We start from the raw sequence: 12,403 nt of genomic DNA, 5'->3' as shown, positions 1-12,403 counted from the left end.
CCGCTGCGCTCGCCGGGCATGGCCGGCGCTGCCACCTCACCCTTCGTTGGCGACACCATGCGGCACGTGGCCGGCGGCTACGTGTTCACGCGCACTGTCGATGTTGTGCTGCGAATCGTCAAAGAAGATGTCGGCACCGAACGCCTGCAGGAACGGTCCCTTGTGTCGACCGCCCAGGAACAGCGCCTCGTCCAGGCGCACGCCCCATTCGCGCAGGGTGCGGATCACCCGCTCATGCGCCGGTGCAGAACGTGCGGTCACCAGCGCCGTGCGGATGGGCGCGCTGTCGCCGGCCGGGAATACTTCCTGCAGCGTGTGCAGCGCAGAGAGGAAACCGCGGAATGGACCGCCACTGAGTGGCTCGCGTGCACGCTCGCGTTCGTGCCGGCCAAAGGCTTCCACGCCCTGCTCGCGCGAAATGCGCTCGCTCTCGTCCCCGAAGATCACCGCATCACCGTCGAAGGCGATGCGCAGCTGCCCGGCCGGGCGGGTGATGTCGATCTGGTCGGCGGCAGCGGCAGCGGTCTCACCCGGCGGCTTGGGCAGGATGGTCGCCGCGGCGATGCCATGGCGAAGCGCGCTGCGCACCGATTCCGGATTGGCCGACAGGAACAGGTCGGTGCCGAACGGCTTCACGTACGGCCAGGTCGGCTCTCCGGCGGTGAAGGTCGCGCGGATGATGCCCAGCCCGTAGTGCTGGATGGAATTGAAGATGCGCAGGCCGGTATCGGCCGAGTTGCGTGACAGCAGGATCACTTCCACGCGCGGGTTCTCGGGACTGGCGCCCTGGTTCAGTGCCAGCAGCTTGCGCACCACCGGGAAGGCCACGCCCGGCCCGAGGACGTCGTCCTCGTGCTGGCGCTGGTACTCGGCATAGGCGGCCACGCCATCGCTCTCGAACAGCGCATGGCTTTCTTCCAGGTCGAACAGCGCACGCGAGGTCACCGCGACGGTCAGCAAACGGGGGGAGTTGTCGCCCATCGGTGGGGTCCTTCAAGCGGTCGGCAGTGCCGGCCGCCTATTGTCGTCAAAAAACGAACTGTTCGCTCAGGATCCGGTCTTCGAGGTTGTGCTCCGGGTCGAACAGCAGGGTCACCCGGTGCTCGCGCGACTCACGGATCGTCACTTCGACCACATCGCGGGTCTCGTGCGAATCGGCGGTGACGCTGACCGGACGCTTGTAGGGATCGAGCACGCGGAAGCGCACTTCGGTGTCGGCCTTGAGGATGGCGCCGCGCCAGCGCCGCGGGCGATACGGGGCCAGCGGCGTCAGGGCGATGGTGTGCGAGCCCAACGGCAGCACCGGCCCATGTGCGGAATAGTTGTAGGCGGTGCTTCCGGCCGGGGTGGCCACCAGCACGCCATCGCCGATCAGTTCGCCCACCCGCTCCTGGCCATTGAGGTCGATGCCGATATGCGCCGCCTGCCGGGTCTGGCGCAGCAGCGAGACGTCGTTGTAGGCCAGCGACCCGGTGGTGGTACCCGATTCGGTCAGCGCCATCATTTCCAGCGGGCGCAGGTGGGCCGGCTCGGCACGGGCGATACGCGCATGCACGTCGTCGTCGCCGCGGTACTGGTTCATCAGGAAACCCACCGTGCCCAGCTTCATCCCGAATACCGGCCTGCCCAGGTGTCCGTGACGATGCAGGGTCTGCAGCATGAAGCCATCGCCGCCGAGCGGGCACAGCACGTCGGCCTGATCCGGGGCGTGGTCGCCGTAGCGCGAGACCATCGCCGCACGGGCCATCTGTGCAGGTTCGGTGGTACTGGCCAGGAAAGCGATGCGGGGGGTGTCGCTCATCGGTGGATCCGGGGGAAGGCTCGGTGGAGAGCATAACCGAGCGCCGCTGCGCTCGCCGGGCATGGCCTGGCGCTACCTGCTCCGCCGTACATCGGTAGCGCCGGGCCATGCCCGGCGGTCGTCCGCAAGAAAAAACGGCCCCGCTTTCGCGGGGCCGTTCCGGTTCACGCATGCCAGGCGTGGCCTGGCACTACATCACTTACGCGCCGTGGGCAGCGAGCTGACCCAGGCGCTGCACCGCGACCGAAACGGTCGGGTAGTCCAGGGTCTTCTGCTCGGCCAGTTCGGCCAGCATCGCCAGGGTGAAGCGCAGGCTGCTGTCGTCTCGACCGATCCACGCGGCCACCTTGGCTTCAGCGGTGCTGCCCTTGGTGGCCAGCACCTGGCCGGCCAGGCTGCGGTGGTGTGCGGCCAGTTCGTCGCGCAGCACGCCACGTGCCACCGCGTGCCAGCGGCCGTTGACCTCCAGCGCGTCGATCTGCTCGAACAGCCACGGCAGCTGCAGGGCGTCGCCCAGGCGGAAGTGGATCTTGGAGACATCCACCGGCTTCAGCTTGCGGGTACGGGCCAGTTCGATGATGTCGAACGCCGGTTCCAGGAAGTGCAGTTCGGCCAGCTGCTGTGCCAGCGCCGACGGCAGGCCCTTTTCCTTCCACTCGGCCACCAGGGCTTCGTAGGTCGGACGCTGCGAATCCGGCAGCACACCCGAAGCAACACGGATGTCGTTGAACGGACCCTGGTAGCGGTTGACCGCCTCGGTGATGCCCGGCATCGGGCCCGGGCGCGACAGCAGCCAGCGTACGAACGAACGCTGCAGCTTCCAGATCACTTCCAGCGCGTCGATCTGCACCGACTCCGGCAGCGTGCCATCAAGAGCGTCGATCTGTGCCCACAGCGCGCGTGCGTCCAGCGTTTCGCGGCTGATGGTGTAGGCCTTGGCTACCTCGGCAATGGAGCGGCCGGTGTCTTCCTGCATGCGCATCAGGAAGGTGGCGCCCATGCGGTTGATGGTCTGGTTGGTCACGGCCGTGGCGATGATTTCGCGCTTCAGGCGGTGACGCTCCATCGCGTCGGCGTACTTCTTCTGCAGCGGCGTCGGGAAGTAGCGCTGCAGTTCCTTGGACAGGTACGGATCTTCCGGGATGTCCGAATCCAGCAGCTGCGCGAACGCCACCAGCTTGGAATAGGACAGCAGCACCGACAGTTCCGGACGGGTCAGGCCCTGGCCGCGTGCCTTGCGCTGGGACAGCTCGGCGTCGGACGGCAGGAACTCGATCTGGCGATCCAGCAGGCCCTGCTGTTCCAGGGTGCGGATGAAGTGCTGCTTGGAACCCAGGCGCTTGACCGCCATCCGCTCCATCAGGCTCAGGGCCTGGTTCTGGCGGTAGTTGTCGTTGAGCACCAGCGCGGCGACTTCGTCGGTCATCGACGCCAGCAGCTTGTTGCGCTGCTCGACGGTCAGCTTCTTGGCCCGCACCACATCGTTGAGCAGGATCTTGATGTTGACTTCGTGGTCGGAGGTATCCACACCGGCCGAGTTGTCGATGAAGTCGGTGTTGAGCAGCACGCCGGCCTGGGCAGCTTCGATGCGGCCCAGCTGGGTCATGCCCAGGTTGCCGCCCTCGCCCACCACCTTGCAGCGCAGCTCGCCACCATTCACGCGCAGGGCGTTGTTGGCGCGGTCGCCGACATCGCTGTGCTGCTCGCTGGCGGCCTTGACGTAGGTACCGATGCCGCCGTTCCACAGCAGGTCGACCGGTGCCTTCAGGATCGCGCTCATCAGATCGTTCGGCGACAGCGCCTTGACGTTCTCGTCCAGGCCCAGCGCTTCACGCACCTGCGGGGTGATCTCGATCGACTTCAGGCTGCGCGGATACACGCCGCCGCCCTTGCTGATCAGCTTGGCATCGTAGTCCGCCCAGCTCGAACGCGGCACGGTGAACAGACGCTCACGTTCGACGAACGTGGTCGCTGCATCCGGGTTCGGGTCCAGGAAGATGTGGCGGTGGTCGAACGCAGCGACCAGGCGGATGTGGCGCGACAGCAGCATGCCGTTGCCGAACACGTCGCCGGACATGTCGCCGACGCCAACCGCGGTGAAGTCCTGGGTCTGGCTGTCACGGCCCAGTGCACGGAAGTGGCGCTTGACCGACTCCCATGCGCCGCGCGCGGTGATGCCCATGCCCTTGTGGTCGTAACCGACCGAACCGCCGGAGGCGAACGCATCGCCCATCCAGAAGCCGTGCGCGATGGCCAGGCCGTTGGCGATGTCGGAGAAGGTCGCGGTGCCCTTGTCGGCGGCCACCACCAGGTACGGATCGTCCATGTCATGGCGCACGACATCCACCGGCGGCACGATCTTGTTGTTGACGATGTTGTCGGTGATGTCCAGCAGGCCCTGGATGAACAGCTTGTAGCAGGCCACGCCGTTGGCGAAGATCGCATCGCGATCGCCGTTCACCGGCGGCATCTTGGCGAAGAAGCCGCCCTTCGCGCCGACCGGCACGATGACGGTGTTCTTGACCATCTGCGCCTTGACCAGGCCCAGCACTTCGGTACGGAAGTCTTCGCGGCGATCCGACCAGCGCAGGCCGCCACGGGCGACGGCACCGAAGCGTAGGTGGGTACCTTCCACGCGCGGGCCATACACGAAGATTTCGCGGTACGGGCGCGGCTTGGGCAGGTCCGGCACCAGGGCCGAATCGAACTTGAAGCTGATGACATGGCCGTGCTGGCCATTGGCATCGGTCTGGTAGTAGCTGGTGCGCAGGGTCGCATCGATCACGCCCATGAAGGAACGCAGGATACGGTCCTCGTCCAGGCTCGACACGCGGTCCATCAGCTTAAGCAGCGCTTCGCGCGCGGCCTGCATCTGCGCATCGCGGTCACCCTTGCGGGCGTCGACCACGGTCTTGAGCACTTTCAGGGTGGCCTCGTCGCCGGCAGCCAGCACCTCGAGGTGGGCTTTCAGCTGCGCTTGGCCGGCGGCGATGTCTTCCTTGCTTTCATGGCCGGTGGCCGGATCGAAGCGGGCTTCGAACAGTTCCACCAGCAGGCGTGCCAGCAACGGGTAGCGGGTGAAGGTGCCTTCGACGTAAGCCTGCGAGAACGGCACGCCGGTCTGCAGCAGGTACTTGCAGTAGCCACGCAGCATGGCGACCTGGCGCCAGTGCAGGCCGGCAGCCAGCACCAGGCGGTTGAAGCCATCGTTCTCGGCATCGCCGTGCCAGACGCGGGCAAAGGTCTCACCGAAGGCTTCATCGACGCTGGCCGCATCGATCGCACCAGCGGTCGACTCGACCTCGAAGTCCTGCACGTACACCGGCGCGTTGTCCACCGACAGGCGGTACGGACGCTCGGCGATCACGCGCAGGCCCATGTTTTCCATCATCGGCAGCGCGTCCGACAGCGGGATGTCATCCAGCTGGCGATACAGCTTCAGGCGCAGGCCATCGCCGGATTCGCGCGGCACGGCCTGCAGGCTCAGGCGCAGGTCGTCCGGGCCGGTCAGCGCATCGAGCTGGCTGACATCGTTGGCGGCAACGGCGGTGCTGTTGTCTTCGATGTAACCGGCCGGCAGCGCCTTGCCGATACGCGCAGCAATGCGCAGGCCTTCGGCTTCGCCATGGCGGGTGACCAGCGCTTCGCGCAGGTCGTCCTGCCAGTTGCGCAGCACCTGGGCCAGCTTCTGCTCCAGTTCGGCGGTGTCGACGTCGAGCATTTCGCCCGGCTTCGGACGCACGATCAGGTGCACCTGGGCCAACGGCGATTCACCCAGCACCACCGAGCTGTCCACGTACTCGCCGTGCAGCGCTTCCTTGAGCATCGCTTCGATGCGCAGGCGCACGTCGGTGTTGAAACGCTCGCGCGGCAGGTAGACCAGCGCGGAAATGAAACGGCTGTATTTGTCGCGACGCAGGAACAGGCGGCTGCGCACGCGCTCCTGCAGACCCAGCACGCCCATCGCGGTGCGGAACAGTTCATCCTCGCTGGACTGGAACAGTTCTTCGCGCGGCAGGGTTTCCAGGATGTGGCGCAGGGCCTTGCCGCTATGGCTGGAGCCGGCCAGGCCGGACTGCTTCATCACGTGTTCGTAGCGCTGGCGCACCAGCGGGATTTCCCACGGGCGGCGGTTGTAGGCGCTGGAGGTGAACAGGCCGAGGAAGCGCTGTTCGCCGATGATCCTGCCCTTGGCGTCGAATTCCAGCACGCCGATGTAATCCATGTAACCGGCACGATGCACGCGCGAACGGGCATTGGTCTTGGTCAGGATCAGCGCGTCCTTCAGCCCGGACGTGGTGTTCAGGCCCTGCGCGGCCAGGGTCTTGACCGGACGTGCAGCGGACTTGTCCTTGCCGCGCATCAGGCCCAGGCCAGTGTCGTTCAGCGGCGCCAGCACGTCTTCCTTGCCCTGCTTCTCGACGCGGTACTCGCGGTAGCCGAAGAAGGTGAAGTGGTTGTCGGCGGCCCAGCGCAGGAATTCCTGTGCTTCCTTGCGCGAGGCAGCGTCGACCGGCAGCTGGCGGCTGCCAAGGTCGTCGGCCAGCGCCAGCGCCTTGTCCTGCATCGGCTGCCAGTCGCGCACGATGGCGCGCACTTCATCCAGCGCCTTGTTGATGGCCTGCTCGATGTCTGCCATGGCTTCGGCCGGCTGGCGGTCGATCTCCAGCAGCATCACCGATTCCAGCTGGCCCTCGCCGACCTTGGTCAGCTTGCCGGCCTTGTCACGGGTGAAATGCAGCACCGGGTGGCCCAGCACATGCACGCCAACGCCATGCTCGGCCAGCGACATGGTCACGGTGTCGACCAGGAACGGCATGTCGTCGTTGATGATCTGCAGCACGGTGTGCGGCGATTCCCAACCGTTGGCCTTCGCCGTCGGATTGAACACGCGGACATTGGCCTTGCCGGCCTTGCGGGCACGGGCGAATTCCAGCGTTTCGGCTGCGAGCGCGGCCCACTCCTCAGCGCTGTGATGGGGGAACTCGTCGGCCTCCATGCGCTTGTAGAAATCGGCTGCGAATGCCACTGCCTCGGCCTGGGCGGCCGCGGGGTAACGCTTGCGCAAGGCCGTGTACACCGGCTCCAGGGAGAAACCAGCGGTCACTGCGACCTCCGACTCAACTGGTTTGCTTTTGTTTTTCACGGTCTTGGCTGCGGTTTTTTGCGGTTTCATGGCAGAGCGGCGCGCTTGCTCAGTTGGGAAAATGAAATTGTAGCCCTACCGCACGAAAAGGCCTTGCTGCAGGACGGAATAACCAGATTCGGGTTTGCTGCGGTTTAGACGCCCTATTCAGTTCGCACCGGTATGGGCATCGCAGTGGCGCAGCGTTGCCGACAGGATCGGCAAAACGTGTTACCGGAAGACACATGCGGCAACATCGGCGCGATTCCACAATCCTGAACTGGACGGTATAGTCCACCGCGTGAATCCGGCCTACCTTCCTGTCGCCCTCGACGCGCGTGATGAGCGCGTGTTCGACGCCGTGCGCGAACTGCTTGCCCGACAGGGCATGCAGATGAGCATGGACGCGGTCGCCCAGCATGCAGGCTGCTCGAAGCAGACCCTGTACTCGCGCTACGGCAACAAGCAGGCCCTGCTGCGGCGGGTGATGCAGCGCCACGTCGACCACGCCACCGGGGCCATGCTGCGTGCACTCCGCGGTGACGACCTGCGTGGCAGCCTGCTGCAGTTCGCCACCGACTTCCTGGAGCACTTCAACCAGCCCCACGTCGGCCAGGCCTGCCGCCTGATCGCCGCCGATGCAGCACAGTTTCCCGAAGAGGCGCGTACGCTGTACCGGCATGGCGCCGGCGCGTTGACACTTCATCTTGCTGAATGGATTGAAACCGTTTGCAGTCGCGGGCTGCTGCGGCATGACGACCCGCACTTCATGGCCGAACTGCTGCTGAGCATGATTGCCGGTCAGGATTTCGACAAACAGCGCTTCCATACCCCCCATCGTGATGACGCTGCATTGCGTCGGCGCTGGGCAGAGTTCTCCGTCGATGGCTTCCTGCGCGCGTTCGCGCCGCAGCCCTCGCCGGCCCCGTCTTCAAACCAACCCCGGAGTTCCTCCTGATGACCGCCCCACTCCGCACCCTTGCCTTGACGTGCGCCGTTGCTGTCGCCGTAGCTGCCTGCAAGAAGCCGGAACAGCCGACGCCCCCACCGCCGGAGGTGGGCGTGATCGACGCCAAGCCGCAGACCCTGCCGCTGCAGCGCGAGCTGGTCGGTCGCCTGTCGCCGTTCCGCAGCGCCGATGTGCGCGCCCGCGTGCCCGGCGTGCTGCTCAAGCGCGTCTATCAGGAAGGCAGCGAGGTCAAGCAGGGCCAGACCCTGTTCCTGATCGACCCGGCGCCCCTGCGCGCCTCGCTCAACGCCTCCGAGGCCCAGCTGGCTTCGGCCCGCGCGACCTACGCCAACGCCAAGGTCGCCGCTGACCGCGCCCGTTCGCTGGCGCCGCAGAAGTTCGTGTCCAAGGCCGACCTGGACAATGCCGAGTCGGCCGAGCGCACCGCGCTGGCCGCGGTCAAGCAGGCCGAAGCCACCGTTACGTCCTCACGCATCAGCCTGGGCTACACCGAAGTCACCGCCCCGATCAGTGGCGTGGCCAACAAGCAGCAGGTCACCGAAGGCGCGCTGGTCGGCCAGGGCGATGTGACCCTGCTGACCACCGTGGACCAGCTCGACCCGCTGTACGTGAACTTCTCGCTGAGCGTGGATGAACTGACCCAGCTGCGTGCGCAGCAGGCCAAGGGCACCCTGGCCCTGTCCGGCGACGGCAAGGCCACGGTCAACGTCAAGCTGGCCGACGGCAGCACCTACAGCGAGCCGGGCACGCTGGACTTCTCCTCGACCACGGTCGACCCGGCCACCGGCGCGGTGTCGCTGCGCGCGGTGCTGCCGAACCCGCAGAAGATCCTGCTGCCGGGCGCCTTCGTCAGCTTCCAGGCCAACCTGGGCGAGCGCAACAATGCCTACCTGGTGCCGCAGCAGGCCCTGCTGCGTGACACCAACGGCGGCTATGTGATGGTGGTGGGTGCCGACGGCAAGGTCGTCCGCAAGAACGTCAAGACCGACGGCGCGCAGAACGGCAACTGGCTGGTCAGCGAGGGCCTGGCCGCGGGTGACAAGGTGGTCGTCGCCGGCGTGCAGAAGGTCAAGGAAGGTACGCCGGCCACGGCCAAGCCGTGGACCCCGGGCCAGGACGCCAACGGCAAGCCTGCCGCCGGCGGTGCTGCTCCGGGCGCGCCTGCCGCAGCTCCGGCCGACGCCAAGGCACCGGCCAAGGCTGACCAGGCCGACAAGGCCGAGCCGGCCGCCACCGAATCGAACAAGCAGTAACGGGACCTTCCGTCATGCCTAAATTTTTCATCGAACATCCAGTCTTCGCCTGGGTGGTGGCGATCCTGATCTCGCTCAGCGGCGTGATCGCGATCCTCAACCTCGGCGTGGAGTCCTACCCCAACATCGCCCCGCCGCAGGTGACCGTCTCGGCCACCTACCCGGGTGCAAGTGCGGATACCACGGAGAAATCGGTCACCCAGGTGATCGAGCAGCAGCTGACCGGCATCGATCACCTGCTGTACTTCAGCTCCTCATCGGCCTCCAACGGCCGCGCCTCGATCACCCTGACCTTCGAGACCGGTACCGATCCGGACATCGCCCAGGTGCAGGTGCAGAACAAGGTCTCGCTGGCCACGCCGCGACTGCCTTCGGAAGTCACCCAGCAGGGTGTGGTGGTGGCCAAGGCCAACGCCGGCTTCCTGATGGTGGTGGCGCTGCAGTCCGATACGCCGACGATCAACCGTGACGCACTGAACGACATCGTCGGTTCGCGCGTGCTCGACCAGGTCTCGCGCATCCCCGGCGTCGGCAGCACCCAGCAGTTCGGTTCCGAGTACGCCATGAACATCTGGCTCAACCCGGAAAAGATGCAGGGTTATGGCCTGTCGGCCAGCCAGGTGCTGGCGGCGGTACGCGCGCAGAACGTGCAGTTCGCCGCCGGTGCGCTGGGCTCCGACCCGTCGCCGGAAGGCCAGCACTTCACCGCCACGGTGTCGGCCGAAGGCCGCTTCAGCTCGCCGCAGGAGTTCGAGAACATCATCCTGCGCGCCAATGCCGATGGCTCGCGCGTGCTGTTGAAGGACATCGCCCGCGTCGCCTTCGGTGCCAACAACTACGGCTTCGATACCCAGTACAACGGCAAGCCCACCGGCGCCTTCGCCATCCAGCTGCTGCCGGGCGCCAACGCCCTGAACGTGGCCGAGGCGGTGCGCGGCAAGATGGACGAGCTGCAGCCCAGCTTCCCGGCCGGCGTCACCTGGTTCTCGCCGTACGACAGCACCACCTTCGTCAAGATCTCGATCCAGGAAGTGGTCAAGACCCTGTTCGAAGCGGTGTTGCTGGTGTTCCTGGTGATGCTGATCTTCCTGCAGAACTTCCGCGCCACCCTGATCCCGACCCTGGTCATCCCGGTGGCCCTGCTGGGTACGTTCCTGGGCATGTGGATGATCGGCTTCACGATCAACCAGCTGACCCTGTTTGCGATGGTGCTGGCGATCGGCATCGTGGTCGATGACGCGATCGTGGTGATCGAGAACGTCGAACGCATCATGACCGAGGAAGGCCTGGCGCCGAAGCCGGCCACGCAGAAGGCGATGACCCAGATCACCGGCGCGGTGGTGGCCATCACCGTCGTGCTGGCGGCGGTGTTCATCCCCTCCGCCCTGCAGGGCGGTGCGGCCGGTGAGATCTACAAGCAGTTCGCCCTGACCATCGCCATCTCGATGGCGTTCTCGGCGTTCCTGGCGCTGGGCTTCACCCCGGCACTGTGCGCGACGTTCCTCAAGCCGACGCACAACGACAACCCGAACATCGTCTACCGCACCTTCAACAAGTACTACGACAAGATCAGCCACACCTATGTGGGCCACATCACCTCGGCGGTGCGCCATGCACCACGCTGGATGATCCTGTTCGTGGTGCTGACCGCGCTGTGCGGTTTCCTGTTCACCCGCATGCCGGGCAGCTTCCTGCCTGAGGAAGACCAGGGCTATGCACTGGCGATCGTGCAGTTGCCGCCGGGCTCGACCAAGAGCCAGACCAACGAAGCGTTCGCACAGATGCGCGGCATCCTGGAAAAGCAGGATGGCTATGAAGGCATGCTGCAGGTGGCCGGCTTCAGCTTCGTCGGTTCCGGCGAGAACGTGGGCATGGGCTTCATCCGCCTGAAGCCGTGGGAAGAGCGCAAGTTCACTGCTCCGGAATTCATCCAGAACATGAACGGCGCGTTCTACGGCATCAAGGAAGCGCAGATCTTCGTGGTCAACCTGCCGACCGTGCAGGGCCTTGGCCAGTTCGGTGGCTTCGACATGTGGCTGCAGGACCGCAGCGGTGCCGGTTACGAGCAGCTGACCCAGGCCCGCAACATCCTGCTCGGCCAGGCCGCGCAGAAGCCGGACCACCTGGTGGGCGTGCGCCCGAACGGCCTGGAAAACGCCCCGCAGCTGCAGTTGCACGTGGACCGCGTGCAGGCGCAGTCGATGGGCATGTCGGTGTCGGACGTGTACAGCACCATCCAGCTGATGCTGGCCCCGGTGTACGTCAACGACTTCTTCTACGAAGGCCGCATCAAGCGCGTGACCATGCAGGCTGATGGTCCATACCGCACTGGCCAGGAGTCGCTGAAGAGCTTCTACAGCCCGTCCAGCCTGACCACCAATGCCGATGGCACCAACGCGATGATTCCGTTGAGCACGGTGGTCAAGTCCGAATGGGTCTCGGCACCGCCGTCGCTGAGCCGCTACAACGGCTACTCGGCGATCAACATCGTCGGCTCGCAGGCACCGGGCACCAGCTCGGGTGAAGCGATGCAGACCATGGAAGGCATCGTCAACGACGACCTGCCGGCGGGCTTCGGCTACGACTGGTCCGGCCTGTCCTACCAGGAAATCCTGGCAGGCAACGCCGCGACGCTGCTGCTGGTGCTGTCCATCGTGGTGGTGTTCCTGTGCCTGGCCGCGCTGTATGAAAGCTGGTCGATCCCGGTGGCGGTGCTGCTGGTGGTACCGCTTGGCGTTCTGGGCGCACTCGCCCTGTCGATGATGCGTGGCCTGCCGAACGATCTGTTCTTCAAGATCGGCCTGATCACGGTGATCGGCCTGGCCGCGAAGAACGCGATCCTGATCGTGGAGTTCGCGGTGGAGCAGCGTGCGGCGGGCAAGACCCTGCGCGATGCCACCATCGAAGCGGCGCGCCTGCGATTCCGCCCGATCCTGATGACGTCCTTCGCGTTCATCATGGGCGTCATCCCGATGGCGATCTCCACCGGTGCCGGCGCCAACTCGCGCCACGCCATCGGTACCGGCGTGATCGGCGGCATGCTGTTCGCCACCCTGCTCGGCCTGCTGATGATCCCGGTGTTCTTCGTGGTCGTGCGCCGCATGCTGGGCGACAAGCTGGATGAACCGTCGAAGGAATTCCTCGGCCGCCAGCGTGATGCGGAAAGCGCCCACCGCCCGGATCGTTGATCCGACGGTAAGTTGAAATGAGAAAGGCCCCGGAGCGATCCGGGGCCTTTTTCTTTGCTGCTTTTG

At 65.8% G+C, this 12,403-nt stretch carries 6 protein-coding genes; 3 read left to right on the top strand and 3 right to left on the bottom strand.

The window, feature by feature from the left end; all coding sequences use genetic code 11:
* Positions 1-36: 36 nt before the first annotated feature.
* The 3 genes from LC407_RS12165 to LC407_RS12155 form a co-directional block, all read right to left on the bottom strand.
* Positions 37-981: a 5'-nucleotidase gene (locus LC407_RS12165; protein WP_025876852.1), complete on the bottom strand. Its 945-nt coding sequence runs from the start codon at positions 979-981 to the stop codon at positions 37-39.
* Positions 982-1,027: 46 nt separating this feature from the next.
* Positions 1,028-1,801, bottom strand: coding sequence for an NAD kinase (locus LC407_RS12160; protein WP_025876850.1), 774 nt, complete (start codon positions 1,799-1,801; stop codon positions 1,028-1,030).
* Between the two features lie 199 nt (positions 1,802-2,000).
* The gene (locus LC407_RS12155) at positions 2,001-6,977 is read right to left on the bottom strand and encodes an NAD-glutamate dehydrogenase domain-containing protein (RefSeq protein ID WP_080148452.1); all 4,977 of its coding nucleotides are present in this window, start codon (positions 6,975-6,977) and stop codon (positions 2,001-2,003) included.
* 250 nt (positions 6,978-7,227) lie between these two features.
* On the opposite strand from LC407_RS12155, the gene LC407_RS12150 reads away from it, so the two are divergent.
* From LC407_RS12150 to LC407_RS12140, 3 genes are read left to right on the top strand one after another with little or no spacing between them, the layout of a single operon-like run.
* A complete protein-coding gene (locus LC407_RS12150) occupies positions 7,228-7,884 on the top strand; it encodes a TetR/AcrR family transcriptional regulator (protein WP_223482877.1) in 657 nt (218 codons plus the stop codon).
* The gene (locus LC407_RS12145; RefSeq protein WP_025876844.1) at positions 7,884-9,149 is read left to right on the top strand and encodes an efflux RND transporter periplasmic adaptor subunit; all 1,266 of its coding nucleotides are present in this window, start codon (positions 7,884-7,886) and stop codon (positions 9,147-9,149) included. The genes LC407_RS12150 and LC407_RS12145 overlap by 1 nt, the downstream gene beginning before the upstream one ends.
* Before the next feature lie 14 nt (positions 9,150-9,163).
* Positions 9,164-12,337 carry a multidrug efflux RND transporter permease subunit gene (locus LC407_RS12140; RefSeq protein ID WP_025876842.1) on the top strand — a complete coding sequence of 1,058 codons (3,174 nt, stop codon included), beginning with the start codon at positions 9,164-9,166 and terminating at the stop codon, positions 12,335-12,337.
* Positions 12,338-12,403 lie beyond the last annotated feature (66 nt).

The organism is Stenotrophomonas sp. OVS01A, assembly GCF_019969775.1.
GTDB lineage: Bacteria > Pseudomonadota > Gammaproteobacteria > Xanthomonadales > Xanthomonadaceae > Stenotrophomonas > Stenotrophomonas indicatrix.
This window is presented reverse-complemented; position numbering and strand designations above follow the sequence as displayed.

Excerpts from the sequence above, each read along its gene's own strand:
- LC407_RS12165 (WP_025876852.1), bottom strand. The coding sequence starts at position 981 with ATGGGCGACAACTCCCCCCGTTTGCTGACCGTCGCGGTGACCTCGCGT.
- LC407_RS12160 (WP_025876850.1), bottom strand. The coding sequence starts at position 1,801 with ATGAGCGACACCCCCCGCATCGCTTTCCTGGCCAGTACCACCGAACCT.
- LC407_RS12155 (WP_080148452.1), bottom strand. The coding sequence starts at position 6,977 with ATGAAACCGCAAAAAACCGCAGCCAAGACCGTGAAAAACAAAAGCAAA.
- LC407_RS12145 (WP_025876844.1), top strand. The coding sequence starts at position 7,884 with ATGACCGCCCCACTCCGCACCCTTGCCTTGACGTGCGCCGTTGCTGTC.
- LC407_RS12140 (WP_025876842.1), top strand. The coding sequence starts at position 9,164 with ATGCCTAAATTTTTCATCGAACATCCAGTCTTCGCCTGGGTGGTGGCG.